The organism is Acidovorax sp. Q11 (genome assembly GCF_054950075.1).
This window is the reverse complement of record NZ_JBUDZG010000001.1, coordinates 1-25,142: the sequence shown is the minus strand read 5'-3', so window position 1 is coordinate 25,142 and position 25,142 is coordinate 1. Positions and strand designations below refer to the sequence as shown.

Here is a 25,142-nt window from a genome sequence, read left to right as displayed (position 1 = left end):
AAGGGTTAAAAAATGCCGTCTGCGCGCGGTGAGTATGACTTTTAAGCTATATTTTTTATAGCTAACGAGGCGCTCCTACGCTACGGCGTCCCTCCTAGGGGCGCGCTCTGGCGCTGCACAAAACGGCCTGCCCTCGCCCCTGTGGCGCGCTGCGCAGCGGTGTAGCTCAGCACACCGTTCACCCACACCTGTTCGATGCCCGCGCTGAATTGCTGGGGCTGCTCAAACGTCGCGAGGTCGCGCACGCGCTCAGGGTCCAACACCACCACATCGGCCATGTGGCCGACCTGCAGCAAGCCGCGTCCGCCGAGGCGAAAGCGCTGGGCCGACAGGCCTGTCATCTTGTGCACGGCTTCTTCGAGCCGCAGCAGGCCCTTGTCGCGCCAGTAGCAGGCCAGCACGCGCGGAAAGGCGCCCCACAGGCGCGGGTGCGGGCGCTCGTCGTGTGGCAGCCCGTCCGATCCGATCATGGACAGCGGGTGCGTTATCACGCGCTCCACATCGTCCTCGCGCATCTGAAAGTAGCAGGCCCCGCCGGGTTGGAGGCGCACGGCGGCCTCTTGCTGGGGCACACCCCACTCGCGCGCAATGTCCGCCAGGTAGCGCCCGGCCATCTCGGGGTGGGGCTGGCTGCCGGTGATGAGGATGTCGATGATGCCGTCCACCAAGTCTTCGCGCAGCACAGTGGAGCCTGCGGTGTAGGGGTACACGTCCATCGCAATCTCCTGGCCCTGTGCCAGGTGGTCGATCAGTGGCAGCGTCTCGCGCGTGCGGCCCCAGTTGGCAGGCCCGGCGCATTTGTGGTGCGAGATGACCAGCGGCAGGCCCGACTGGCGGGCGGTGAGCGCAGCCTCTTGCAGCGCAGGCAGGATGCCCGCCAACTCGTCGCGGATGTGCGTGGCATACACGCCGCCGTGGCGCGCCGCGACCGATGCCACGGCCACCAGTTCCTCCACATCGGCCGCATACGCCTCGCTGTAGAAGATGCCCGACGACAGACCCAGGGCCCCGGCGGCCATGGCTTCTTCCATGTCGGCGGCCATGGCTGCGCGCTCGTCGGCGGTGGCGGTCTGCCGCAGGTCGGCCAGGTGGCGCATGCGCAGCGCCGTGTGTCCCATCAGCGCGGCCACGTTCACGGCGGGCTGGGCGGCGTTCACGGCGCGGGCGTAGTCGGCCATGCTGGCGTGGCGAAACTGCAGGCGCCCCAGCAGTGAGAGCGGGGCCAGCGGGCTGTCGGTGACCACGGGAGCCAGCGAAATGCCGCAGTTGCCCACGATGACGGTGGTGATGCCCTGCGAGAGCTTGGGCAGCATGGTGGGTGCGTCCAGCACAGCGGCGTCGTCGTGGGTGTGCACGTCGATGAAGCCGGGGGCGATCACGCGGCCGGTGCAGTCCACCTCGGTGAAGTGTTCGCAGGCCCGGGCACGGGCCAGGGCGGCGGGGGCGATATGGCCTGGCTCGGCCAGTGCGGTGATGCGGTCGCCTTCAATCAGCAGATCGCCCACCCAGCCGGGGCGGGGCGTGCCGTCCACGATGCGGCCATTGCTCAGCAGCGTTGCATGCGCCATGTCATTCCTCTGCGGCCTGGCCGCGCGATGGGTCAGGGGCTTGGCTGGCGGCGCTGGAGTGGCTCTGGCCCGCGTGGCTGTCAAACGCGCCGACGTATTCGGCGCTGTCAAAACCGTGCTTGCGCAGCAGCTGCTTGAACTGCTGCAGCCCGCGTGTGGCCACGGGGCCGAGCTTTTGCGCCAGGCGCACGGTCAGGATCTCAATCACCACCAGGTGGGCCAGATAGGCCTCGGTGCCCACGCGCATCACGGCGTCTTGCGGCACGGACACGGCCAGCACCAGGTCGGCCACCTCCGCCAGCGGCGTGCCGGGCTGGGTCAGCGCCACCACGGTGGCGCCCTGCGAGCGGGCAAACCGCGCCGCCTCCAGCGCATAGGGCATGCGGCCCACGTGCGAGATTACAAAGGCCACGCCATCGGGCCCCAGCGTGCTGGCCGACACGAGCTGCTGGTGCGCATCAAAAATCGCGTTGGCCGTGCAGCCCAGGCGGAATAGGCGGCTTTGCAGCTCGCTGGCCATGAAGGTGGAGGCGGCACCGACTGAGTAGCAGTCGATGCGCCGCGCCTGCGCCAGCCGCTCGGCCACGCGGTCGAGCACTTCGGCGTCGAGGTTGCGGCCCAGCTCGGTCAGCGACGACACGGCCGCGTGCACGATCTTGCTGGCTACGTCCTGCGCGCTGTCATCGGCCAGCACGCTGCGGTGCAGGTGCGAGCCCGACACAGCCAGATCCTGCGCCAGGGCGACCATGAATTCGCGCACCGAGTCGTGGCCAAAGCTGCGGCAGGTGCGCACGATGGTGGGCATGGACACACCCGCCTGCTGGGCCAGTTGTTCCACGGTGGCGACCACGGCGGCACGCGGGTCGTCCAGCACCACACGCACCACGCTGCGCTGCGCCTCGGGCAGGTCGGGCTGGCGCTCGCGCAGTTGCTGCAGCAGGCTGGTAGGGGTAGCTTTGGACATGGTCAAAAACGGGTGCTGATGGCGCGGGTGATGGTGCCTGCGTCGTCCACGACGGGCAGCCAGCGCCATTTGTCAAAAGTGGTGCAGGGGTGCGAGATGCCCAGGGCCACCCGGTCGCCCACGGCAGGGGCAGGGCCTGCCGCGGGGTCGTAGCGCAGGTAGGCGTGGTGGTCGTTGAGCGCGCTCACCGTCCACCCGGTGGGGGTGCTGGCAGCGCGGCGCTCGTGGCGCGGCGCCCAGCGCACGGGCACGGGCATCTCCAGATCGTACGAGACATCGCGCCGCCCGCCGGTGAGCAGGGCCAGCCCAGGCTCGGGCACCGATTGCACCAGGGTCCAGACTTCGAGCGCGGGGCGCAGCGAGGCGTCCAGTCCCTCGCGCTGCTCCACATGCTTCAGAAAGCGCTGGTAGTTGCCATGGTCGTGCGTGATGTAGCAGCCCGAGCGCAGCACGCCCAGCACGGGCTTGGAAAGCCCTTGGGTGCGCAGCAGCGGAATGACGAGGTCGAACACCGCCGAGCCGCCTGCGGTGAGCAGGATCTCCGCATCGGCAAACAGGTCCTGTGCGTCGCAGGCGCGGGCTACCTCGGTCACGCGGCGCACCAGCGCCGTGACCTCGCGCGCATCGTGATCGCTGTCACAGCGGGCCACGCCGCCTTCGTAGCATTCCACGCCGCCCAGCTGCACGGCGGGCGATTGGGCCATGGCCTGGGCCAGCGCCAGGGCTTCTTCCAGCGTGCGGCAACCGGTGCGCTGGCCTTGCACGCCCATCTCTAGCAGGGTGTCCAGGCGCCGTTCACCGCGCGCGGTGTGGCCACGCCGCTCGGCCCAGTCTTCAATGCAGCGCAGCTGCGCCAGGCTGTCGATGAGGAACCACACGCGCAGGTCGGCGTGGCGCTGCAGCAGCGCGTGCAGCCCGTCCAGGTCGGCATCGCACAGCACCTGGTTGGCAATGATGGCGCGGCGCGCACCGGCCTCCACCCCCACGCTGAGCTGGTACACGGTGGCAAAGGTCAGCCCCCAGGCGCCTGCCTGCAATTGCTGCGCAAACAGCTCGGGCGACAGCGTGGTCTTGCCGTGCGGGGCCAGGGCCACGCCCTTGCGCTCGGCATAGGCCTGCATCCAGGCCAGGTTGTGGGCCAGGGCGCTTTCGCGGATGACGGCAATGGGCAAGGGCAGATCGCCCGCCAGCACATTCCAGCCGCGCTGGCCCAGGTCGGCGGGGCGGCTGGGCGCGGCGTGCAGCGGGTAGCCCTTGCAACGGTGGTCAAGCAGGAATTCGTCGGTCATGGTGCGGGGTGAGAGGGTGCGGTTTTCCAGCAGGCGTGCAGATGGCCGGGGGCCACCTCGCGCAGTTGCATGTCGGCGCTGGCGCAGCGCGCCTCGGCCTCTGGGCAGCGGGTGCGGAACACGCAGCCCGAGGGCGGATTGGCCGGGCTGGGCAGGTCGCCCTGCAGCAGCGCAATGCTGCGGCGCTGGGCGGGGTCGGGGATGGGGGCTGCGGCCAGCAGGGCCTGGGTGTAGGGGTGCTGGGGCTGGGCGTACAGCGCCTCGGTGGGGGCGATCTCCATCACCCGGCCCAGGTACAGCACTACCACGCGGTCGCACAGGTACTCCACCACGTCCAGGTCGTGCGAGATGAACAGCAGCGTCAGGCCCAGTTGCTCCTTCAGTTCGCCCAGCAGGTTCACCACCTGCGCCTGGATGGACACGTCCAGCGCCGACAGCGGCTCGTCGGCCACGATGAACTGGGGCTCCACCGCCAGCGCGCGGGCAATGCCGATGCGCTGGCGCTGCCCGCCCGAGAACTCGTGCGGAAAGCGCTCGGCATGTTCGGGCCTGAGGCCCACCTGTTCCAGCAACTGGTGGATGCGCGGCAGGCGCGCGGCGCCCTTGGCCAGGCCGTGCGTATCCAGCGCCTCGGCCAGCACATCGCGGATGCGCATGCGCGGGTTCAGGCTGGCGTAGGGGTCCTGAAAAATGATCTGGATCTGCGAGCGCAGCGGCCGGTATTGCGATTGCGAGAGTTGGGCCAGGTCTTGCGGTGCGGGGCCGCCGTGGTAGCGCATGGCACCGCTCGTCGGGTCCACCAGGCGCGTGAGCAGGCGGCCAATGGTGCTTTTGCCCGAGCCCGATTCGCCCACCAGGCCCAGGGTCTCGCCCCGGCGGATGGTGAAGCTCACATCGTCCACCGCGCGCACGGGGTGCGGGCCGCTGCCAAAGTGTTTGCGCAGGTGGGCAATCTCCAGCAGCGGTGTGGTGGTGTCGGTCGGTGCCATGGGCTGTGGGGTGTTCAGGACGGCGTTCATGCGCTCACCTCGGTGGGTTCGGTGTGCAACTCGCGGTGCAGGCAGCGCACCATGCGGCGTGGGCCGGTGGCTTCCAGCGCAGGCATGGCGTGGGTGCAGTCGGCCTGCTGGCGTGTGCAGCGCGGCGCAAAGGCACAGCCGGGCGGGGGCGCGAGGGGGCTTGATACCTGGCCCGGAATCGCCACCAGCTTGCGCCGACCGGCAGCTATTGCATGGTCAGTTGCCTGCGCTTGCCGCCGCGCCACACCGGGCAGGCAGGCCAGCAGGCCGCGTGTGTAGGGGTGCTCGGGCCGTGCAAACAGGTCGTGCACGCGGGCCGATTCGACAATGCGCCCGGCGTACATCACGGCCACGGCGTCGGCGTATTGCGCCACCACGCCCAGGTTGTGCGTGACGAACAGCATGCTCATGCCGGTCTCTTTCTGCAGCCGCCCCATCAGCGCCAATATCTGCGCCTGGATGGTCACGTCCAGCGCCGTGGTGGGCTCGTCGGCGATCAGCAGCGTGGGGTTGCAGGCCATGGCCAGCGCAATCATCACGCGCTGGCGCATGCCGCCCGAGAGCTGGTGCGGGTACTCGTGCACGCGCTGCGCGGCCGCCGGGATCTCGACCAGCTCCAGCATGCGGCGGGCGTGTGCCAGCGCGGCGCTGCGGTCCATCTTCAGGTGCAGGCGGGCCGACTCGGCAATCTGCTCGCCCACTGTCAGCACCGGGTTCAGACTGGTCATGGGCTCCTGGAAGATCATCGCCAGCTCGTTGCCGCGCAGCGTGCGCTTCTCGGCCTCGGACATCGCCAGCACATCGACCTTGCGGCCGTCGCGCTGCACAAACCAGGCCTGGCCCGTGACCTGTGCCTGCGAGGTGCGGGCGTGCAGGCCCATGAGGGTGAGGCTGGTGACAGACTTGCCCGAGCCCGACTCGCCCACTAGCGCCAGCGTCTCGCCGGGGTGGATGGCGAAGGACACATCGGCCACGCTCTGGATGCGGCCCGCATCGGTGGCAAAAGAGGTGGACAGGCCGCTGACTTCGAGCCGGGGTGCGGCGCTCATCGTGGGGGAGGTCATACGGTCTTCTTCAGTTTGGGGTCGAGCAGGTCGCGCACGCCGTCGCCCAGCATTTGCAGCGACAGGGCCGTGAGCACAATGGCCACGCCGGGGGCAAAAATGGTCCAGAAGGCCTTGTCGGCGTAGTCCAGGCTGCCCGCGATCATGGTGCCCCAGGTGGGAATATCGGGCGGCACGCCCACGCCCAGAAAGGACAGGCCCGCCTCGGCCAGGATGGCGTAGGCAAAGATGAAGGTCACCTGCACCAGGATGGGCGACATCAGGTTGGGCAGGATGTGGCGCCACAGGATGAGGTGCGTGCGCACGCCCAGGGCGCGGGCCGCGTCCACAAACAGCAGCTCGCGCAGCACCAGCGTGGTGGCGCGCACCACCCGCGCCACGCGCGGGGTGTAGACGATGACCAGCGCCAGCATCACGTTCCACAGCGACACGCCCAGGATGGACACCAGCGCAATGCCCAGCAGGATGTCGGGGAAGGACATCATCGCGTCCACCACGCGCATCAGCGGGGCGTCGAGCTTGCGGAAAAAACCCGCAAACATGCCCAGCAGCGTGCCCAGCAGCACGGCGCCTGCGGCGGTGACCAGACCAATCAGCAGCGAGTAGCGCGCGCCGTGCACGATGCGCAGCAGCACATCGCGGCCCAGCTCGTCGGTGCCCGCCCAGTGCGTGCCTGAAGGCGCGTGCAGCCGCTCGCTGATGGACAGGGCGTTGGGGTCCGCATCAGACACCCAGGGGAAGACGACAGCGATGCTGGCCACCAGTGTTATCACGATGGCTGAGGCCAGCACCACCTTGCGGGCGAACAGGCGGCGCAGCACGGCCCGCAGGCGGTGCCAGAAGGAAGGGCTCGGGTTCATGGGGCTTCCAGGCGGATACGGGGGTCCACCAGCGTGTACAGAAAGTCGATGGCCAGGTTGATGAAGACGTAGATGGCGGCAATCACCAGCAGCGTGCCCTGGATCACGGGGTAGTCGCGCCGCAGCACGGCCCGCACCACCAAGTTGCCTACACCGGGCAGGTTGAAGACGGTCTCGGTCACCACGGTGCCGCCAATCATCAGCGCCATGGTCAGCCCCAGCACAGTGACGATGGGCACCAGCGCATTGCGCAGCACATGCTTGACCATGATGGTGCCTTCGGGCAGGCCCTTGGCGCGGGCGGTGCGCACGTAGTCTTCGCCCAGGATGTCGAGCATGGAGGCGCGTGTGAAGCGGATGATGAGCGCCGAGTTGAGCAGGCCCAGCACCAGCGCGGGCAGCATGAGGTGTGACAGCCGCTCGCCCAGCGTGGCCGTGGGGTCGCCGTAGCCCGAGGCCGGAAACCACCCCAGCTTGACCGCAAACAGCTGGATGAGGATGAGGCCCAGCCAGAAACTGGGCACACTCGCGCCCAGCATGGCCACGCCGCTCACGGCCTGGTCGGTGGCGCTGCCGCGCCAGACGGCGGCTGCCATGCCGCAGGGCACGCCCACCAGCGCCGCAATGCCCACGGCAAACAGCGCCAGGAACAACGTGGGCTCGGCCCGCTCCAGCAGGGCCTGGGCCACGGGGCGCTGCAGGAACAGTGACTGCCCCAGGTTGCCCTGCAGCAGCTCGCCCACCCACAGCCCAAACTGCACGGGCAAGGGTTTGTCCAGCCCATACTGCGCGCGGGCCTGGGCAATGTCGGCGGCGGTGGCCTGGTCGCCCAGCAGCAGCGCCACCGGGTCGCCCGAGGCCAGCCGCGTGAGGCAGAACACCAGCACCGCCACCAGGGCCAGCACCACCACGGCGCCGCCCAGGCGCTTCAACAGAAATCGCATGTTTGTCTCTTCGAAAAATCCCTAGGCACCATCGTGCGCAGCGCTGCCCCGGCCCCAGGCCAGTGCCACCGTGGAACCGGCTTTGCCGGGCCACGGGTGGCGCCCCCTGGAGAGGGGGGATCCGCAGGCGCATCGGGGGGGAGTCAGTTCTTCAAGCCGGTGTTCCAGAAGAACGGCCAGATGGCGGGCGTGTAGCCCGACAGCTTGGCCGAGCGTGCCGACAGGCCGTTGAACTTGCCCACCTCGATGAACGGCACTTCGTCGTACACCACCTGCTGCACCTTGCCCCACAGCGGGCCGCGCTTGGCGGGGTCGGTCTCCTGGTTGAACGCGGCCAGGGTGGATTTCTTGGCGTCAGACTCCCACCAGCCAGGCGCACCGTCACCCAGCTGCGGGGGCGAGAGCATGGGCTCGGGGAACAGGCCCGAGTGCGTGAAGTACACGTCCCACAGCTTGGGGTCGTTGCGGCGCTGCACCAGCGTGGCCCAGTCCACCACCTGCAGCTCGGTCTTGAAGCCCGCCTTCTTGAGCTGCTCGGACATCACCAGCGCCATGTTGTAGTGGAACTCGTACTGGCGGCTGGCCATGATGCGCACGGGCTGGCCGCCGTAGCTGGCCTTGGCCGCCTGCTCTTTGGCGGCTTGCGGGTTGCGCTCGTTGTAGAGCTTGCTGCCCGCGTCCGAGTAGTAGGGCGTGCCCTTGGGGAAGAAGTTGGGTTCCACCACAAAGAAGCGGTTGTCGCCAAAGCCTGCGGCCAGCAGTTCGCCTGTGCCCACGGCGGTTTGCACCGCGCGGCGCAGCGGCTGCGAGGCCAGCACGCCTTCCTTGGTGTTGAACACGATGTACGGAAAGCCAAAGTTCTTGGTCACGATGGGCACCACGGCCGGGGCGCCTTTTTCGATGCGGCCAATAGCCTCCACGGGCAGTAGATCGGCGTACTGGAACTGGCCCGAGAGCGCGCCTTCGACGCGTGTGTTGGCGCTGGGCACGGGCACAAAGCGCAGCTCATCAAGCAGCGCCTCGCGCTTGCCTGCGTAGCCGCTGGCGGCTTCCTTGCGGCTGGCGTAGCCGTCAAAACGCACCAGCACGGTGAATTGGTCGGGGCGGCGTTCCTTGAACTGGTAGGGGCCGGTGCCGACGAAGTCCTTGAGCTGGGGCGCAATGCTTTCCTTGGCCATGATGGCGGCCATGCCGCTGGGCAGGGCCAGCTGGGCCAGCAGCGGTGCGTAAGGATTTTTCAGCTTCAGCTCCACGGCCAGTGCGCCCTTGGCGGTGAGCGAGGCCACTTCCTTGCCCACGGCCTTGCCACGGGGGTTCAGCTCCATCCAGCGCTGCAGCGAGGCCACCACGTCATCGGCCATCATCTCGCGGCCGCTGTGGAACTTCACGCCCTTGCGCAGGGGGATGGTGTAGGTCAGCCCGTCTTTGGAGACGGTGGGCAGGCCCTCGGCCAGCATGGGGGCGATGGCCCAGTTGGCGTCGAAGGTGTACAGCGGCTCGTACACGTGCTGCATGATGGTGCCCACCAGGTCGGCGGTGCTCACCATGGGGTCCAGGCCCTGGGGCTCGCCCACCATGGCGAGGTTGGCGGCGCCGCCCTTGGACGGGGTGGCGGGGGCCGTTTGGGCCCAGCTGGCGCTGCAGGCCAGGGTGAGGGCCGCGGTCAGCGCCGTTGCACCCAGCAGCTTGCGGCGGCCCCGCAGCTCAGGCGTTGGCAGCGGATGCTGCACCAGGTTGGTTCCAGACGTTTGCATTGCACACCTCGAAGTAATATGTTTACACAAAAAGCACATTCGATGCCAGAATTGCGAATGAGATGGGCATTTCTGGAAGGAAGTGTGTAATATCTTTACTCAAAGGAGCGTTTTTCATGTCAGTAGAAACCCTCGGCCAAGCGCCGCTCGCGTCCGATCGCCTCGCACGCCCCCTCTCGCCCGCCACCCGTGCAGGCGACTTCGTTTTTGTCTCGGGCCAGGTGCCCACCGACGACCTGGGCCAGGTCATCGTCGGCGGTATCGAGGCGCAGACGCGCCAGGTGTTCCAGCGCGTCAAAGACGCCCTGGCCCTGGCCGACTGCACGCTGGCCGATGTGGCCAAGGTCAGCGTCTGGCTGGCCGATGCGCGGGACTTCGGCAGCTTCAACCGCGTGTACATGGAGTGTTTTGGTGACCACCGCCCCGCACGCTCCACGGTCGAGTCGCGCCTGATGATCGACGCCAAGGTCGAGATCGACGTGACGGCCTACAAGCCGCGCGGCTGAGCCATGACCGCAGCCAAGCAAGCCGTGTGGGACGTGGTGGCGCTGGGCGAGGCGCTGGTGGAGTTCAACCAGACCCGCCCTGGCGAGCCGCAGTACCTGCAGGGCTTTGGGGGCGACACCAGCAACGCGGTGATCGCCGCCGCCCGCGCGGGCGCACGCACCGCGTACCTCACACGCCTGGGCAGCGATGCCTTTGGTCAGGCGCTGCTGGACCTGTGGGCGCGCGAAGGCGTGGACACCACGGCGGTGGAACGCGCTGCGCAGCACCCCACGGGCATCTACTTTGTGACGCATGGCGCAGCGGGGCACGAGTTCAGCTACCTGCGCGCGGGCTCGGCCGCCAGCCGCATGGCACCCGCGTGGTTGCAGGATGCATCGGCGAATGGGCCGGCCGCCGTGCTGCAGCAGTGCCGCATCCTGCATGTGTCGGGCATCTCGCTGGCAGTGTCGGCCTCGGCGTGCGACACGGCTTACCAGGCCATGCGCGTGGCCCGGGCGGCCGGTGCGCGCGTGGCGTTCGACCCCAACCTGCGCCTCAAGCTCTGGCCGCTGGCACGGGCGCGGGCCTGCATCGCGCATGCGGTGTCGCTGTGCGACATCTTCCTGCCGGGGCTCGATGACATGGCCGCGCTGCTGGGTCTGCACGATGCCGATGCGATTGCCGACTGGGGCCACGCGCAGGGCGCGGCCACGGTGGTCGTCAAGCTGGGGGCCGATGGGGTGCTGCTGAGCAGCGCCGACCCCGCCGTGCCACGCCAGCGTGTGGCGGGCCGCAGCGTGGCGCTGGTGGATGCCACCGGCGCGGGCGACTGCTTTGACGGCAACCTGCTCGCGCGCCTGGCGCTGGGTGACGACCTGGCCGCTGCGGTGCGCTATGCCAATGCTGCCGCATCGCTCACCGTGCAGGGCTTTGGCGCGGTGGCGCCGCTGCCCACTGCGCAGCAGGTGCGGGCGCTGCTGTAACGCTGGGCCGCTGTGCTCACCCGTTCGGGCGGCGGCCCGTGGCCTGAATGGGTGGGGCAGCGAGTTTTTAAAGCAAAAATGGCCGTTACCGCGCGGCCATCATGTCTTTGTAGCTATCAAATTAATAGTATATGGGCCTGCGCCCGCTGTGCCGTGCGCTACACAGGCCGTGTGCGCATCAGCGTGCTCTTGCCAAACAGCGACTCCACCAGGTCCACCGCCAGCACGGCGGTCTTGTTGCGCACGTCCAGGGCTGGGTTCAGCTCCACGATGTCGAGCGAAGCCAGGCGGCCGCTGTCGGCAATCATCTCCATGCACAGCTGTGCCTCGCGGTAGGTGGGGCCGCCGGGCACGGTGGTGCCCACGCCGGGTGCAATGTCGGGGTCCAGAAAGTCGACGTCAAAGCTCACATGCAGGTGGGTGTGGGCGTCCATGCCCGCCAGCGCGCGCTCCATCACCTGGCGCATGCCCACCTCGTCGATGGCGCGCATGTCAAACACCTCCAGACCCTGCTCGTGCACAAAGCGCTTTTCGCCCGCATCCACGCTGCGGATGCCGATCTGCCGGATTTGTGAAGGGTGCAGCGCCGGGCCACCGCCGGGCATCGCCGCTAGCTGGGTCAGCTCGGCCGGGCCAAAGCCGCACAGGCAGGCCACGGGCATGCCGTGCACATTGCCGCTGGGTGTGAGTTCGCTGGTGTTGAAGTCGGCATGTGCATCCAGCCACAGCACGCGCAGCTTCTTGCCGCTTTCAGTGCAGTGGCGGGCCACGGCGCTGATGCTGCCCAGGCCCAGGCTGTGGTCGCCGCCCAGCAGGATGGGCAGGTGGCCCAGCTGCAGCTCGGCATGCACGGCGTCGTACACCAGCCGGTTCCACTGCGCCACTTCGGGCAGGTGGCGGTATCCGTCCACCGGGGGCAGCCAGGGGTTGGAGGGGCCGCCCAGGTTGCCCCGGTCAAACACCTGCAGCCCGTGCAGCTCCAGCGCTGCCTGCAGCCCCGCCACGCGCAGGGCCTCGGGGCCCATCGACGCACCGCGCGCGCCCGCGCCAATGTCGGTGGGCGCGCCAATCAGGCTGGTGGGCTGGGCGCTGCGCAGGGTGTTGGGGGGCATGGTCAAGGCTTTCTGGACAGGGTGGACAAGGGCAGTGGCCAGGCCGCAACGCGGGCGGTGGCGCCCGGGCATTCTCGGGGCTTTGGGTGCCAATGAACAGTGCGCGGGCTGACCAGTCCGCCATGGCCTCTGTGCACTGTGCGGGTGCACACTGGCCATTTGCACAAAACCTGGCGGGGCAAGGCGATAAACTTTGCCGCATGCAAGTCGCCCTGGCCCAACTCTCATCGCATCTTCAACGGGGCCTGTCGCCGCTTTATGTATTGCATGGCGACGAACCCTTGCTGCAGCAAGAGGCCGCCGACGCCATCCGGGCCACGGCCCGCGCCCAGGGCTATACCGAGCGCAGCAGCTACACCGTGGCGGGCGCCCATTTCGACTGGAGCGCCGTGTTGGCCGCCGGTGGCTCGCTCAGCCTGTTTGCCGACAAGCAGATCGTCGAGATCCGCATCCCCTCGGGCAAGCCCGGCAAGGACGGCAGCGTGGCTCTGCAACAAGTGGCCGAATCGGCCCGTGGCAACGACAGCACCCTTACTCTGGTCATGCTGCCGCGCCTGGACAAGGCCACCAAGACCGGCGCCTGGTTCGCTGCACTCGAATCCAGCGGCACCTCCATCCAGATCGACCCCATCGAGCGCGGCATGCTGCCCCAGTGGATCGCCCAGCGCCTGGCTGCGCAGGGCCAGCGCGTGGTGGCGGGCGAGGAAGGCCAGCGCACGCTGCAGTTTTTTGCCGACCGCGTGGAGGGCAACCTGCTGGCCGCGCACCAGGAAATACAAAAGCTCGCGCTGCTGCACCCGGCGGGAGAGCTCACGCAGGCCCAGGTCGAGGCCGCCGTGCTCAACGTGGCGCGCTACGACGTGTTCAAGCTCTCTGAATCCGTGCTCTCAGGCCACACCGCCCGCGTTCAGCGCATGCTCGACGGCCTGCAGGCCGAGGGCGAGGCCGAGGTGCTGGTGCACTGGGCCCTGGCCGAAGACATCCGCGCCCTGAAACGCGTGAAAGACGCCATGAACGCCGGCCGCCCCCTGCCCATGGCCCTGCGCGAAAACCGGGTGTGGGGCGCCAAGGAAAAGCTGTACGAACGCATTCTGCCCAGGGCCAGCGACGCGGCGCTGGCGCGCCTGCTGCAGTCGGCGCACACTGTGGACGGCATCGTCAAAGGCCTCAAGCAGCCCGACTGGCCGCAGGATGGCTGGCAGGCGCTGCAAAGGCTGGCGCTGCAGGTGTGCCGGTTGACGCAGGCGGCGCGGTGATGGTTGTGCGGCAGGGTTAGGCGCGCCAAGGCCCTCTTCCTAAATGCCGTTTTTAGCCTGTCGAGGCACCAAAAAGGGATGAGTCAAGCAATGACACCTGACGGGGAATCTCCTACATCAGCCCTGATAGAAGCGTTGGCGACATACGATGCATCAACGAGGCAAGAGCGAGCCGAGCGCATCCGGTGGGTTGGGCAGCATTCTTCACTCCCGCCTGTAGTCATGGGTCGCACCGAGACAATGCAGTTGCTGAGCGAAGCGCGAGAGGTGTTTGTCAACGGCCACTTCGCGGCCACGTTGTTTCTTGCAGTCTCCGTTGTCGAGCATTCATTGATGGAGGAGTGTCAGCAGCGTGGACTTCTCAAAAGTAGCCCCCCATTGGGCAAACTACTGAAAGTTGCCAAAGACCATAGCGTGGTGAGCAATGACATGTTCATCGACTTGCAGCTTTTGGTTTTTCGTCGCAACCCATATGCGCATTTGAAAGAGCCAGGTCACGAGCACGGTTTGGGTTATCGAATCCGAGACGAGCACCGCCACCCAGCCCTGATCCTTCAGCAAGACGCAGAGATGGCCATCGAGCTCATGTACAAAGTGTTTCGCTCCACTTTGCGCGAAGCCCGCTCATGAACTGGTTGGGGCTCCGATGGCGCCCCGCGCCTTCTCTACCCACATCTGCAAATTCGCCACCAGATCCTTCTGGCTGAACGAGCAGCTTTCCTCTGAAAACAGCGCGCTCGATTCCAGCCGGTCCAGCAGGTTCAGCAGCACCTCGCCATAGCGCGGGGGCAGGGCGGCGAGCAGGGCCGTCTGCTGGCGGGCCAGGGTGCTCAGGGTGGCGGCGGTGTGGTCGCCGCGTTCAAAGGCCTGCAGGGCTTCGGTCAGGGTGGCGAGCTGGGCGGGGGCGGTGGTGGTCATGGCCAGGGATGTGCGAGTAGGGCAAGGCCGCAAGGGTAAAGCCAAGTGCGGCAAAATCGCTGGATGAACGCCCTCCACGTCGCCGAATACACGCATTCTCTCGGTCTCCAGGCCAAAACGGCCTCTGTGCTGATGGCCAAAGCGCCTGCAGCTATCAAAAACAAAGCACTCAAGGCGCTGGCACGGCTGCTGCGCGAGAACGTGGATGCGCTGCAGATCGACAACGCCCGCGATCTGGAGCGCGCCCGCGCCGCCGGGCTGGCCGAGCCCATGGTGGACCGCCTGAAACTCAGCCCCAAGGTGCTGGAGACCTGCGCCGAAGGCTGCGAGCAGCTCGCTGCCATGCCCGACATCATTGGCGAGATCCTGGGCATGAAGCAGCAGCCCAGCGGCATCCGTGTGGGGCAGATGCGCGTGCCGATCGGTGTGTTCGGCATGATCTACGAGAGCCGCCCCAACGTGACCATCGAGGCGGCCAGCCTCAGCATCAAGAGCGGTAACGCCTGCATCCTGCGTGGCGGCTCCGAGGCGATCGACTCGAACAAGGCGCTGGCCAAGCTGGTGCAGCAGGCGCTGGCCGAAGCCGGCCTGCCGCAGGACGCGGTGCAGCTGGTGCAGACCACCGACCGCGAGGCCGTGGGCCAGCTGATTGCCATGCCGCAGTTTGTGGACGTGATCATCCCGCGCGGCGGCAAGGGGCTGATCGAGCGCATCAGCCGCGATGCCAAGGTGCCCGTGATCAAGCACCTGGACGGCAACTGCCACACCTATGTGGACGACCCCTGCGACATCGCCATGGCGGTGAAGGTGGCTGACAACGCCAAGACCAACAAGTACAGCCCCTGCAACGCGAGCGAAGGCCTGCTGGTGGCGCGTGGTGTTGCGGCCGAATTCTTGCCCCGGATCGGCGCGGTGTATGCCGCCAAGGGCGTGGAGATGCGCGGCTGCCCTGAGTCGCTGGCCATCCTTCAATCGGTGGCTGGCGCCCAGCTGGTGCCCGCCACCGAGCAGGACTGGAGCGAGGAATACCTGGCGCCGATCATCAGCGTGAAGATCGTGGCAGGTGTGGACGAGGCCATTGCCCACATCAACCACTATTCGAGCCACCACACCGACGCCATCCTGACGACGAACCATGTTCATGCCCAGCGCTTCCTGCGCGAGGTGGATTCGGCCAGCGTGATGGTGAATGCGAGCACGCGGTTCGCCGATGGCTTCGAGTACGGGCTGGGCGCCGAGATCGGCATCAGCACCGACAAATTCCACGCGCGTGGGCCGGTGGGCATCGAGGGGCTGACCTCGCTCAAGTACGTGGTGCTGGGCGAAGGCGAAGTGCGAGGCTGATTTGCTATTCATTTGATAGCTATCAACGCATATCAGTCGCGCGCAGAGGCCCTATTTCTCTATGAAAATCATCATCCTCGGCGCGGGCCGTGTGGGCCAGAGCGTGGCAGACAGCCTGGTGTCGGAGCGCAACGACATCACGGTGATCGACACCGACGCCGCGCGCCTGCGCGACCTGGAGTCGCGCTTTGACCTGCGCGGGGTGGTGGGCAACGGCATCGAGCCTGCCGTGCTGGCCGAGGCGGGTGCCGAGGACACCGACCTGCTGATCGCCTGCGCCGCGCAGGACGAGACCAACCTGGTGTGCTGCAAGATTGCGCAGCTGCTGTTCAACATCCCCAAGCGCATTGCGCGGGTGCGCTCCAGCGGCTTTCAGGGCGACGACCGGCTGGTGGGCCCCGAGGGTTTTGCGGTGGACCGCATCATCTGCCCCGAAGAATCGCTTACCCGCTACATCGGCAAGCTCATCGACTACCCCGAAGCCATGCAGGTGCGCGAGTTTGCCGGTGGCCGCGCCTGCCTGGTGTCGGGCCGCGCCCGGCCCGGCGCGCCCATGGTGGGCCCCTCGATTGGCGAGCTGCGCGAGCGCGCGCCCGAGATGGCGATGCGCATGGTGGCCATCTACCGCCGTTTTGCCGACGAGCCCGACCGCTTCATCGCCTGCGACGGCGCCACCCGCATCGAGCCGGGCGACGAGGTGTTTGTGCTGGCGGCGCATGAGCACATCGCCCAGGTGCTGGCGGCCCTGCACCGCCCGGCATCGCAGCCGCTGAAGCCCGTGCGCCGCATCATGATTGCGGGCGGCGGCGGGGTGGGCCTGCGCCTGGCGCGGCAGCTGGCGCAGACGCCGGGGCGTTTTCACACCAAGATCATCGAGGGCGATGCAGAGCGCTGCGTGGCGCTGGCGTCGGCGCTGCCCTCAGACGTGCTGGTGCTGCAGGGCGATACCACCGACGAGGACCTGCTGGGCGATGAGGGCATCGAGGAGGTGGACCTGTTCCTCGCGCTCACCGACGACGACGAGGACAACATCATGTCCTGCCTGCTGGCCAAGCGCATGGGCGCCAGCCGCGTGCTGGCCCTCATCAACCGGCGCAGCTATGCCGACCTGATGCACGGCACGCAGATCGACATTGCGCTGTCGCCCGCGCAGGCGATGTTGGGCGAGCTGCTGGCCTATGTGCGCCAGGGCGACGTGCAGGCGGTGCACAGCCTGCGCCGTGGGGTGGCCGAGGCGCTGGAGATCGTGGCGCGCGGCGACCGCAAGAGTTCGCGCGTGGTCGGCCGCAAGGTCAGCGATCTCCAACTGCCGCGTGATGTGCACATTGGCCTGATCGTGCGCGGGCTGCCGGATGCCTCTGACCCCACGGGAGCAACCACCGCCAGCCTCCGCGAGCCCGAGGTCATCATCCCGCGCAGCGCGACGGTGATCGAGAGCAACGACCATGTGGTGTTTTTCCTGCCCAACAAGCGGCTGGTGCGCGACGTGGAAAAGCTCTTCCGCGTGAGCGCGACTTTCTTTTGATGCACCCCCCTGAGTCGCTTCGCGCCTTCCCCCCGCTCTCGCAGCGCTGCGCGCTGCGGGCAGGGGGACGCCGCCAGCGCGGCGGGGCGGCCCTTGCGCGGCGGCCCTCCCCTGGGCTGCGCCAGTATCGACGGCTGTATGCGATGTCGGCTGCCATGGACCAAGGGGGCCCGTCATGACGGACATGTTTCCCGTTCTGCGCGTGCTGGGCATTCTGGTGATGATCTTCTCGCTGACCATGGGGCTGCCGCTGGCGGTGTCGCTGTGGACGCGCGATGGCGTCTGGCATGTGTACCCGCTGTCCATGGGCGCCACGCTGTTGGCGGGCGCGTGGCTGTGGTGGCGGCTGCGGCTGTTTCGGCAAGAGCTGCAGCCGCGCCACGGCGTGATGCTGGTGTCGCTGGTGTGGATGCTGCTGCCCCTGTCGGCCGCGCTGCCGCTGATGCTGGCCGGGCACCACACCGGGCACCCGCTGTCGTTCACGCATGCCTATTTCGAGGCCGTGTCGGGGCTCACCACCACGGGCTCCACTGTGCTCGCCGGGCTGGATGCGCTGCCGGTGTCGGTCAATGTGTGGCGCACCTTTTTGCAGTGGATGGGCGGCATGGGCATCCTGATCCTGGCCGTGGCCGTGCTACCGCTGCTGGGCGTGGGCGGCAGCCAGCTGTTCAAGGCCGAGGCGGCGGGGCCGCTCAAGGACACCAAGCTCACGCCGCGCATGACCGGGACGGCCAAGGGGCTCTGGGGCGTGTACGCGCTGTTTTCGGTGCTGTGTGGCCTGGCCTACTGGGCCGGGGGCATGGCGCCGCTGGATGCGCTGATGCACATGTTCACCACCGTGAGCCTGGGCGGGCTGTCGTCGCACGACTTGAGCTTTGGCTACTTCCAGTCGCCCCTGCTGGAGGTGATCTGCATCTTCTTCATGCTGGTGGCCAGCTGCAACTTTGCGCTGTACTTTGTGGCGTTTCGCAAGGGCCACTGGGGTGGTTTCTGGCGTGACCCGGAGCTGCGGGCCACGCTGTTTGCGCTGATCGGCGGCGGGCTGGTGGTGGCGCTGCTGCTGTGGGCCAAGGGCGTGTATGGGCCGCTCGATGCGCTGCGCCACGGCGTGTTCAACCTGGTGTCGCTGGCCACCACCACCGGCTACGCCACGGTGGACTACCTCGCCTGGCCGGTGTTTGCGCCCGTTTTCATGCTGCTGCTGTCGGGCGTGGCCACCAGCGCGGGCTCGACGGGCGGCGGGATCAAGATGGTGCGCATGCTCATCCTGGTCAAGCAGGCGCGCCGCGAGATGAATCGCCTGGTGCATCCGCGTGTGGTGCAGCCTTTGCGGCTGGGCGATGCCGTGGTCGACAACCGCGTGATCTTTTCGGTGCTGGCCTTCATGCTGGTATACGGCGGCACGGTGTTTGGCCTGTCGATGGTGTTGCTACTCACCGATCTGGACCCGGTGACCGCGTTTTCGGTGGTTTTGGCCAGCGTCAACTGTGCAGGCCCGGGCCTGGGCAGCGTGGGCCCTGCGTCCAACTACGCGGTGCTGACCGATTTCCAGATCTGGGTGTGCACACTGGCCATGCTGCTGGGGCGGCTGGAGATTTTGAGTTTCATGGCCTTGCTCTCCCCTGCTTTCTGGCGCCGCTGACATTGCTTTGCGTGGTCATGCCTTGCGAAACCGGAAGGCGGCCCCAAATCCCTACAATTCGTCCGCAATTTGCTTCCCGAGGGCATCTATGGTTCCGCATCTCATCACGGCCCTCACGGGGCCGATCAACGAACTCGAACAGCGCGTTCTCGACTCGATGCCCGCTATCGAACGCTGGTTCCGCCTGGAATGGATGGAGCACACGCCGCCGTTCTACACGTCGGTGGATATCCGCAATGCGGGCTTCAAGCTTGCGCCCGTGGACACCAACCTCTACCCCGGCGGCTGGAACAACCTGACCAAGGAGATGCTGCCCCTGGCCGTGCAGGCCGCCATGGCTGCCATCGAGAAGATCTGCCCTGAGGCGCGCAACCTCTTGATCATCCCGGAGAACCACACGCGCAACACCTTCTACCTGGCCAACGTGGTGCAGCTGCAGCGCATCTTCAACATGGCGGGCCTGAACGTGCGTGTGGGCTCCATCAGCCCCGAGATCAAGAAGCCCACGCTGATCGAGCTGCCCAATGGCGATACCGTGACGCTGGAGCCCGTGGTGCGCACCAAGCGCCGCCTGGGGCTCAAGGATTTCGACCCCTGCACCATCCTGCTCAACAATGACCTGTCGGCTGGCCCGCCGGGCATCCTGGAAGACATTCACGAGCAGTACCTGCTGCCCCCGCTGCATGCGGGCTGGAGCGTGCGCCGCAAGAGCACCCACTTCAAGAACTACGAAGAGGTGGCCAAGCGCTTCGGCAAGATGCTGGGCATCGACCCCTGGCTCATCAACCCCATGTACAGCCAGTGCGACGGCGTGGACTTTGCTGAAGACAAAGGCATGGACAAGCTGCAGACCACGGTGGATGCCTTGCTGACCAAGGTGCGCCGCAAGTACAAGGAATACGGCATCAACGAAAAGCCGTTTGTGATCGTCAAGGCCAACAACGGCACCTACGGCATGGGCATCATGACCGTGCGCGATGCCAAGGAGCTGGATGCGGTCAACCGCAAGACCAAGAACAAGATGGCCGTCATCAAGGACGGCCAGCCGGTCAACGACCTCATCATCCAGGAAGGTGTGCTGACGCAGGAGCGTGTGCACGAGGCCGTGGCCGAACCCGTGGTCTACATGATGGACCGCTACGTGGTGGGCGGCTTCTACCGCATGCATGCCGAGCGCGGTGTGGACGAAAACCTGAATGCGCCCGGTGCGAGCTTCGTACCCCTGGCCTTTGAGCACAGCACCCACATGCCGCAGCCCGGCGTGCGCCCCGGGGTGAGTGCGCCCAACCGCTTCTATATGTATGGCGTGGTGGCGCGCTTGGCGATGCTGGCGGCCAGCTACGAGCTGGAGGCGACCAATCCCGACGCCGAGGTGTACGACTAGTCGTTGAGTCGCCTGCGGCGTTTTCCCTCAGGGGGCGGGGCGCCCCCAGTGTCCGAAAGCGAAGTGCTGCCGGTGCTGCGGGGTGGTCCTTGCGCGGCTCAGCTGCTGGTAGGTGCATGCCAGTCTTGCAGGTCTCACCCAGGTTTAACGTACCGATGAGTGGCGCAAGGTGGGTGCGCCTGCCACGCCCGCACCTGCCTGCCAAGGAGGGCTGCGAGGGCCAGTTGCTGCGTCGCAACATTGGGCGGATGCCTCCAGGCGCTTGATCTGGCACAGGCGCACAATAGCGTTCCCAAAAGTAACAGAACCCCGGCGGCCCCGCGCATGCCGGGTGCGGTCAGTGCAAAGCTCAAAATCTTCGCTCGCAGCGCTCACGCTGGGCGCTATCGGTGTGGTGTACGGCGACATCGGCACCAGCGTGCTGTATGCCGTCAAAGAGGTGTTTGGCTCCGGCCATGTGCCTTTCACCCCGGACAACATCTATGGAATCCTGTCGATCTTGTTTTGGACGCTCACGGTCATCGTCTCGCTGAAGTATGTGGTGCTGGTGCTGCGCGCCGACAACCACGGTGAGGGCGGCCTGATCGCCATGCTGGCGCTGGCCTCGCAGGCGGTTAAGGACAAGCCCCGGCTGCGCGGCGTGTTGCTGGCGGTCGGTATCTTCGGTACCTCCCTCTTTTACGGCGATGGGGTCATCACTCCGGCGATCACCGTGCTCTCTGCAGTTGAAGGGTTGGAGGTGGTGTCGCCCCATTTCAAGCAATATGTTGTCCCTATCACCCTCGCTGTACTGCTGTGCTTATTTGTGGTGCAGAAACGCGGCACCGGCGGCATCGGAAAGTTCTTCGGGCCCATCACATTGGTCTGGTTCATCGCCATAGCCACCTTGGGGGTGTCGCACATCATTGGCCATCCTGAAATCCTTTGGGCTTTGAGTCCGCACCATGCGTTGCGTTTCATGTGGGGCAATCCCGGGACCACTTTCATCATTCTGGGCGCGGTGGTGCTGAGCGTGACGGGCGCTGAGGCGCTGTATGCTGATCTCGGTCACTTTGGCAAGCGTCCCATCCGCATGGCGTGGTTTGGGGTTGTCATGCCTGCGCTCACGCTCAACTACTTCGGTCAAGGTGCGCTGTTGCTCGCTGAGCCCGACGCAGTAAAAAATCCGTTTTTCATGATGGCGCCGGATTGGGCGTTGATTCCCCTGGTGGGTTTGGCCACCATGGCTTCGGTAATTGCGTCCCAAGCCCTGATCACTGGCGCCTTCAGCGTGACCAAGCAGGTCATCCAGCTGGGCTATCTGCCGCGCCTGAACATCCAGCACACCAGCGTGCGCGACACGGGGCAGATCTACATGCCGCTCGTGAACTGGGGGTTGTTTGCCGCCATCGTGCTCGCAGTGGTGATGTTCCGCTCGTCCAGCAACCTGGCTGCCGCCTATGGCATTGCCGTGACGCTGGACATGCTGATCACCACCACGCTCACCTTCTTTGTAATCCGCTACGGCTGGCGCTACCCGCTGGCGCTGTGTATCGCGGCCACGGGCTGCTTCTTTGTGGTGGATCTGGCGTTCTTCGCCTCCAACATGCTCAAGCTGTTCCAGGGTGGCTGGTTCCCGCTCATGATCGGCGGCATCGTGTTCGCCTTCATGATGACCTGGAAGGAAGGACGCCGTCTGCTCAACGACAAGCTGCGCGCCGATGCGATTGACCTCAAGGACTTCTTGGAGTCGGTGTTCATCAGCCCGCCTACACGTGTGGACGGCACGGCGGTCTTCCTGACCGCCGATACCGGCTCCGTGCCCAACGCGCTGCTGCACAACCTCAAGCACAACAAGGTGCTGCATCAGCAGAACCTGTTTGTCACGGTGCACAACCACGAGACGCCCTGGATCGGCCTGGACAAGCGCCTGCAGGTCGAATCCCTGGGCCACGACTGCTGGCAGGTGGTGATCCACTACGGCTTCAAGAACGACCCCGACGTGCCGCGCGCCTTGGAGTTGCTGCGCGGCCGGGGCTGCGAGCTGGAGGCCATGACCACCAGCTACTTCCTCTCGCGCGACACGGTCATCCCCACCATGGGTGGCGGCATGGCGCCATGGCGCGAAAAGCTGTTTGCCCAGATGCACCACAACGCCAGCGGCGCGGCGGACTTCCTGCACCTGCCCAACAACGCGGTGGTGGAGCTGGGGTCCAAGATCGAGATCTGAGCGGATTCTTTGAGGTTTTTTGGCCTCTTGCGCGCGACCATCAAGTCAAGTTTGCTATCAAATATGTAGCAAATGGCGTTTGGCGCTGCGGGCGGGCCCTCACGCAGGCGGCTGCGGGGGCGCAGTGCCAGAATCCAGCCCATGCAATTTTTCAAAGACCTGAGCCTCTCGACCTTTGTCGCGGGGTTTGTGGCGGTGCTGGTGGGTTTCACCAGTTCGGTGGCCATCGTGTTCCAGGCGGCGCAGGCGTTTGACGCCACGCCCGCGCAGGTCACCTCGTGGATGTGGGCGCTGGGCCTGGGCATGGGCCTGTGTTCGCTGGTCCCCTCATTGATCTTGCGGCAGCCCGTCATGGTGGCCTGGTCTACCCCCGGCGCCGCTGTGCTGGCCACTGCCGGTTTGGCCGGGGGCTTCAGCATGGGTGAGGCCGTGGGGGCGTTCATGGTGAGTGCTGTGCTCATCGCCCTGGCGGGAGTCACGCGTTGGTTCGAGCGCGTGATGAACCGCATCCCGATGGAGATCGCTGCTGCCTTGCTGGCCGGTGTGCTGGCGCGGTTCGGTCTGCAGGCGTTTGCGGCGGCCCAGACGGCGCTTCCGCTGGTGCTGCTCATGCTGTTGGTGTACCTGGTCAGCCGCCGCTGGCTGGCGCGGTATGCCGTGGTCATCACGCTGGCGGTGGCCGTGGCGTATGTGGCGGCCCGTGGGCAAATGGCCTGGTCGGCGGTGCAGCTGGAGCTGGCGCTGCCGGTGTTCATGGCGCCCGAGTTCAGCGTGGCGGCCCTGGTGAGCCTGGCGATTCCGCTGTTTGTGGTCACCATGGCCTCGCAGAACCTGCCGGGCGTGGCGGTGATCCGCGCGTCGGGCTACGACCTGCCGGTGTCCCGCCTCATCACGCTCACCGGGCTGGCCACCCTGGTCCTGGCACCGTTTGGCGCCTTTGCACTGAACTTCAGTGCCATCACCGCCGCCATGTGCATGGGCCCGGAGGCGCATGAAGACCGCAGCCGGCGCTATACCGCTGCCGTGTGCTGTGGCGCGTTGTACGTGGCCATCGGGCTGTTTGGTGCTGTCATCACTGGGCTGCTGACAGCCTTCCCCAAGGAACTGGTTGTGGCCATTGCGGGGCTGGCGTTGCTGGGCACCATCGGCAACGGCCTGGCCGTTGCGTTGCGGGACGAGTCCCACCGGGAGGCAGCGCTCATCACGTTCCTGGTCACGCTCAGCGGTGTGGTGGTGGCCGGTGTGGGGTCCGCCTTCTGGGGCGTGGTCGCAGGCAGCATTGCCTTATTTGTGCAACAGTACAGGCGTTCGCAGGCGGGGCGCGCCTAGTCTCGTTCGCTGCCTGGGTCGCTGGCCCCATCCATTTCTCTGATCCGACACCATGAAACTGCTTTTCATTGCCGACCCGCTGTACAGCTTCAAGATCTACAAGGACACCACCTTTGCCATGATGCGCGAGGCGCAGCGGCGCGGTCACACCCTGGCGGTGTGCGAGCCGCAGCATGTCACCTGGCAACGGGGTGGCAAGGTGACGGCCCGGGTCCGGGACATCCATCTCACGGGAGATGCAGACCACTGGTATGACGCCCAGCCAGAGCGCAGCGCCGTGCTGGCCGATTTCGACGCGGTGCTCATGCGCAAGGACCCGCCCTTCGACAGCGAATACTTCTATGCCACCCACCTGCTGGAGCAGGCCGAACGCGAAGGCGCCCGGGTGTTCAACAAGCCCCGGGCCCTGCGCGACCACCCGGAAAAGCTGGCGATCATGGAGTTTCCCCAGTTCATCGGCCCCACGCTCGTTACGCGCGACGCTGCAGACATCCAGCGCTTTCATGCAGAGCACCAGGACATCATCCTCAAACCGCTGGACGGCATGGGTGGCATGGGCATCTTCCGCGTCGGGCCCGATGGCCTCAATCTGGGCAGCATCACCGAAACCCTGAACCGCCACGGCGCGCAGAGCGTGATGGTGCAGAAGTTCCTGCCCGAGATCGTCGATGGGGACAAGCGCGTGCTCATCATCGGCGGCAAGCCCGTGCCCTTCTGTCTGGCCCGCATCCCGCAGGGCAGCGAAGTGCGTGGCAACCTCGCGGCGGGTGGCAAGGGCGTGGCCCGGCCCTTGTCAGCACGCGACCGCGAGATCGGGGAGGCCCTGGGGCCTATCTTGCTGGAGCGGGGCTTGTTGTTGGCGGGGGTGGATGTGATTGGTGACTGCGTCACCGAGATCAATGTCACCAGTCCCACCTGCTTCCAGGAGATCTTCGACCAGACGGGTTGTGATGTTGCCTGCCTGTTTGTGGATGCGCTCGAAGCCGCTGTTGCCGCCCATCAGGGCTGAGTCGCCTGAATCAGGGCAACTCTTCTCAAGCTCCTTCAACCCGTGCTATAGTCGAGGGCTTCGCTTCTAAAGCACTTTCCCCGGATGATCTGATGGTTTTGGGTTGTGTTCGGTGGCTGGTGGTGGTGCTCTTTGGGGGGCTGTGCTGCTGGCGATCGAGGGGGTTGAAGAAAAGTTTTGTTTTGTTGTCTGGGTGCTTAAAAACTCGGTATAGAATACAAGGCTTCGCTGAGTAAAGCGGGTTGTTGGCAGGTGCTGATGGCTTCGAAAGAAAAGCAAAAAGTTTGACAGTTCTTAAAAAACTGTGCTAGAATTCAAGGCTCAGCTGATCGCAGCTAAGTCGGGAAAACGAGGAGAGACTTCGGTTTTTGTGAGTGATCCGGTTCATTAAAAATATACAGCCGATAAGCGTGGGCGTTTGATGGCGAGTGCCAAGTTCTTTGGAACTAGTGCTTAGCACTACAAACGCTCATGAGAGAGAAG

21 protein-coding genes are annotated in these 25,142 nt (G+C 66.2%); 11 read left to right on the top strand and 10 right to left on the bottom strand.

Annotated elements, in window-relative coordinates; all coding sequences use genetic code 11:
* Positions 1 to 80: 80 nt before the first annotated feature.
* The 8 genes from ACYZGB_RS00105 to ACYZGB_RS00070 all read right to left on the bottom strand — a co-directional run bounded on the left by ACYZGB_RS00105 (position 81) and on the right by ACYZGB_RS00070 (position 9,462).
* Positions 81 to 1,568 carry an N-acyl-D-amino-acid deacylase family protein gene (locus ACYZGB_RS00105; protein ID WP_462386082.1) on the bottom strand — a complete coding sequence of 496 codons (1,488 nt, stop codon included), beginning with the start codon at positions 1,566 to 1,568 and terminating at the stop codon, positions 81 to 83.
* 1 nt (position 1,569) lies between these two features.
* On the bottom strand, positions 1,570 to 2,532 hold the full coding sequence (locus tag ACYZGB_RS00100; protein WP_462386080.1) for a MurR/RpiR family transcriptional regulator: 963 nt from the start codon (positions 2,530 to 2,532) through the stop codon (positions 1,570 to 1,572).
* 2 nt (positions 2,533 to 2,534) lie between these two features.
* On the bottom strand, positions 2,535 to 3,821 hold the full coding sequence (locus tag ACYZGB_RS00095; protein WP_462386079.1) for an amino acid deaminase: 1,287 nt from the start codon (positions 3,819 to 3,821) through the stop codon (positions 2,535 to 2,537).
* A complete protein-coding gene (locus ACYZGB_RS00090; RefSeq protein WP_462386078.1) occupies positions 3,818 to 4,840 on the bottom strand; it encodes an ABC transporter ATP-binding protein in 1,023 nt (340 codons plus the stop codon). The genes ACYZGB_RS00095 and ACYZGB_RS00090 overlap by 4 nt, the downstream gene beginning before the upstream one ends.
* Positions 4,837 to 5,904, bottom strand: coding sequence for an ABC transporter ATP-binding protein (locus tag ACYZGB_RS00085; protein WP_462386077.1), 1,068 nt, complete (start codon positions 5,902 to 5,904; stop codon positions 4,837 to 4,839). The genes ACYZGB_RS00090 and ACYZGB_RS00085 overlap by 4 nt, the downstream gene beginning before the upstream one ends.
* The gene (locus ACYZGB_RS00080; RefSeq protein ID WP_291472781.1) at positions 5,901 to 6,764 is read right to left on the bottom strand and encodes an ABC transporter permease; all 864 of its coding nucleotides are present in this window, start codon (positions 6,762 to 6,764) and stop codon (positions 5,901 to 5,903) included. Before ACYZGB_RS00080 ends, ACYZGB_RS00085 begins: the two co-directional genes overlap by 4 nt.
* Positions 6,761 to 7,708, bottom strand: a complete 948-nt coding sequence (locus tag ACYZGB_RS00075) for an ABC transporter permease (RefSeq protein WP_462386076.1) — start codon at positions 7,706 to 7,708, stop codon at positions 6,761 to 6,763. Before ACYZGB_RS00075 ends, ACYZGB_RS00080 begins: the two co-directional genes overlap by 4 nt.
* A 143-nt stretch (positions 7,709 to 7,851) precedes the next feature.
* Complete coding sequence (locus ACYZGB_RS00070; RefSeq protein WP_462386075.1) at positions 7,852 to 9,462, bottom strand: ABC transporter substrate-binding protein; 1,611 nt, start codon at positions 9,460 to 9,462, stop codon at positions 7,852 to 7,854.
* Between the two features lie 116 nt (positions 9,463 to 9,578).
* Here ACYZGB_RS00070 and ACYZGB_RS00065 point away from each other — a divergent pair, with 116 nt between their 5' ends.
* Positions 9,579 to 9,968 (top strand): RidA family protein, encoded by a 390-nt coding sequence (locus ACYZGB_RS00065; protein ID WP_462386073.1) that lies wholly within the window; start codon positions 9,579 to 9,581, stop codon positions 9,966 to 9,968.
* Positions 9,969 to 9,971: 3 nt separating this feature from the next.
* A complete protein-coding gene (locus ACYZGB_RS00060) occupies positions 9,972 to 10,931 on the top strand; it encodes a sugar kinase (protein ID WP_462386071.1) in 960 nt (319 codons plus the stop codon).
* 158 nt (positions 10,932 to 11,089) lie between these two features.
* Here the strand turns inward: ACYZGB_RS00060 and rocF are convergent, their stop codons facing one another.
* Complete coding sequence (gene rocF / locus ACYZGB_RS00055) at positions 11,090 to 12,043, bottom strand: arginase (protein ID WP_462386069.1); 954 nt, start codon at positions 12,041 to 12,043, stop codon at positions 11,090 to 11,092.
* A 200-nt stretch (positions 12,044 to 12,243) separates the two neighbouring features.
* Here rocF and holA point away from each other — a divergent pair, with 200 nt between their 5' ends.
* Entirely contained in the window at positions 12,244 to 13,299 is a 1,056-nt protein-coding gene (gene holA, locus ACYZGB_RS00050) for a DNA polymerase III subunit delta (RefSeq protein WP_462386068.1), read from the top strand.
* A gap of 222 nt (positions 13,300 to 13,521) precedes the next feature.
* On the top strand, positions 13,522 to 13,929 hold the full coding sequence (locus ACYZGB_RS00045; protein WP_462386067.1) for a hypothetical protein: 408 nt from the start codon (positions 13,522 to 13,524) through the stop codon (positions 13,927 to 13,929).
* Here the strand turns inward: ACYZGB_RS00045 and ACYZGB_RS00040 are convergent.
* Complete coding sequence (locus tag ACYZGB_RS00040; RefSeq protein WP_462386065.1) at positions 13,924 to 14,217, bottom strand: hypothetical protein; 294 nt, start codon at positions 14,215 to 14,217, stop codon at positions 13,924 to 13,926. The genes ACYZGB_RS00045 and ACYZGB_RS00040 overlap by 6 nt on opposite strands.
* A 63-nt stretch (positions 14,218 to 14,280) precedes the next feature.
* Between ACYZGB_RS00040 and ACYZGB_RS00035 the strand changes: the two genes are divergently transcribed.
* The 7 genes from ACYZGB_RS00035 to gshB all read left to right on the top strand — a co-directional run bounded on the left by ACYZGB_RS00035 (position 14,281) and on the right by gshB (position 24,659).
* Positions 14,281 to 15,561 (top strand): glutamate-5-semialdehyde dehydrogenase, encoded by a 1,281-nt coding sequence (locus tag ACYZGB_RS00035; protein WP_462386063.1) that lies wholly within the window; start codon positions 14,281 to 14,283, stop codon positions 15,559 to 15,561.
* A 61-nt stretch (positions 15,562 to 15,622) separates the two neighbouring features.
* Positions 15,623 to 17,086, top strand: coding sequence for a Trk system potassium transporter TrkA (gene trkA, locus ACYZGB_RS00030; RefSeq protein WP_462386062.1), 1,464 nt, complete (start codon positions 15,623 to 15,625; stop codon positions 17,084 to 17,086).
* Positions 17,087 to 17,261: 175 nt separating this feature from the next.
* A complete protein-coding gene (locus ACYZGB_RS00025; RefSeq protein ID WP_462386060.1) occupies positions 17,262 to 18,728 on the top strand; it encodes a TrkH family potassium uptake protein in 1,467 nt (488 codons plus the stop codon).
* 88 nt (positions 18,729 to 18,816) lie between these two features.
* Entirely contained in the window at positions 18,817 to 20,112 is a 1,296-nt protein-coding gene (gshA, locus tag ACYZGB_RS00020) for a glutamate--cysteine ligase (protein ID WP_094291813.1), read from the top strand.
* A 340-nt stretch (positions 20,113 to 20,452) separates the two neighbouring features.
* Positions 20,453 to 22,321 carry a potassium transporter Kup gene (locus ACYZGB_RS00015; protein ID WP_462386057.1) on the top strand — a complete coding sequence of 623 codons (1,869 nt, stop codon included), beginning with the start codon at positions 20,453 to 20,455 and terminating at the stop codon, positions 22,319 to 22,321.
* 141 nt (positions 22,322 to 22,462) lie between these two features.
* Positions 22,463 to 23,650 carry a benzoate/H(+) symporter BenE family transporter gene (locus ACYZGB_RS00010; RefSeq protein WP_462386055.1) on the top strand — a complete coding sequence of 396 codons (1,188 nt, stop codon included), beginning with the start codon at positions 22,463 to 22,465 and terminating at the stop codon, positions 23,648 to 23,650.
* A 52-nt stretch (positions 23,651 to 23,702) separates the two neighbouring features.
* Positions 23,703 to 24,659: a glutathione synthase gene (gene gshB / locus ACYZGB_RS00005; RefSeq protein ID WP_462386053.1), complete on the top strand. Its 957-nt coding sequence runs from the start codon at positions 23,703 to 23,705 to the stop codon at positions 24,657 to 24,659.
* Positions 24,660 to 25,142 lie beyond the last annotated feature (483 nt).

Excerpts from the sequence above, each read along its gene's own strand:
- ACYZGB_RS00105 (WP_462386082.1), bottom strand. The coding sequence starts at position 1,568 with ATGGCGCATGCAACGCTGCTGAGCAATGGCCGCATCGTGGACGGCACG.
- ACYZGB_RS00100 (WP_462386080.1), bottom strand. The coding sequence starts at position 2,532 with ATGTCCAAAGCTACCCCTACCAGCCTGCTGCAGCAACTGCGCGAGCGC.
- ACYZGB_RS00095 (WP_462386079.1), bottom strand. The coding sequence starts at position 3,821 with ATGACCGACGAATTCCTGCTTGACCACCGTTGCAAGGGCTACCCGCTG.
- ACYZGB_RS00090 (WP_462386078.1), bottom strand. The coding sequence starts at position 4,840 with ATGAACGCCGTCCTGAACACCCCACAGCCCATGGCACCGACCGACACC.
- ACYZGB_RS00085 (WP_462386077.1), bottom strand. The coding sequence starts at position 5,904 with ATGACCTCCCCCACGATGAGCGCCGCACCCCGGCTCGAAGTCAGCGGC.
- ACYZGB_RS00080 (WP_291472781.1), bottom strand. The coding sequence starts at position 6,764 with ATGAACCCGAGCCCTTCCTTCTGGCACCGCCTGCGGGCCGTGCTGCGC.
- ACYZGB_RS00075 (WP_462386076.1), bottom strand. The coding sequence starts at position 7,708 with ATGCGATTTCTGTTGAAGCGCCTGGGCGGCGCCGTGGTGGTGCTGGCC.
- ACYZGB_RS00070 (WP_462386075.1), bottom strand. The coding sequence starts at position 9,462 with ATGCAAACGTCTGGAACCAACCTGGTGCAGCATCCGCTGCCAACGCCT.
- ACYZGB_RS00065 (WP_462386073.1), top strand. The coding sequence starts at position 9,579 with ATGTCAGTAGAAACCCTCGGCCAAGCGCCGCTCGCGTCCGATCGCCTC.
- ACYZGB_RS00060 (WP_462386071.1), top strand. The coding sequence starts at position 9,972 with ATGACCGCAGCCAAGCAAGCCGTGTGGGACGTGGTGGCGCTGGGCGAG.
- rocF (WP_462386069.1), bottom strand. The coding sequence starts at position 12,043 with ATGCCCCCCAACACCCTGCGCAGCGCCCAGCCCACCAGCCTGATTGGC.
- holA (WP_462386068.1), top strand. The coding sequence starts at position 12,244 with ATGCAAGTCGCCCTGGCCCAACTCTCATCGCATCTTCAACGGGGCCTG.
- ACYZGB_RS00045 (WP_462386067.1), top strand. The coding sequence starts at position 13,522 with ATGGGTCGCACCGAGACAATGCAGTTGCTGAGCGAAGCGCGAGAGGTG.
- ACYZGB_RS00040 (WP_462386065.1), bottom strand. The coding sequence starts at position 14,217 with ATGACCACCACCGCCCCCGCCCAGCTCGCCACCCTGACCGAAGCCCTG.
- ACYZGB_RS00035 (WP_462386063.1), top strand. The coding sequence starts at position 14,281 with ATGAACGCCCTCCACGTCGCCGAATACACGCATTCTCTCGGTCTCCAG.
- trkA (WP_462386062.1), top strand. The coding sequence starts at position 15,623 with ATGAAAATCATCATCCTCGGCGCGGGCCGTGTGGGCCAGAGCGTGGCA.
- ACYZGB_RS00025 (WP_462386060.1), top strand. The coding sequence starts at position 17,262 with ATGACGGACATGTTTCCCGTTCTGCGCGTGCTGGGCATTCTGGTGATG.
- gshA (WP_094291813.1), top strand. The coding sequence starts at position 18,817 with ATGGTTCCGCATCTCATCACGGCCCTCACGGGGCCGATCAACGAACTC.
- ACYZGB_RS00010 (WP_462386055.1), top strand. The coding sequence starts at position 22,463 with ATGCAATTTTTCAAAGACCTGAGCCTCTCGACCTTTGTCGCGGGGTTT.
- gshB (WP_462386053.1), top strand. The coding sequence starts at position 23,703 with ATGAAACTGCTTTTCATTGCCGACCCGCTGTACAGCTTCAAGATCTAC.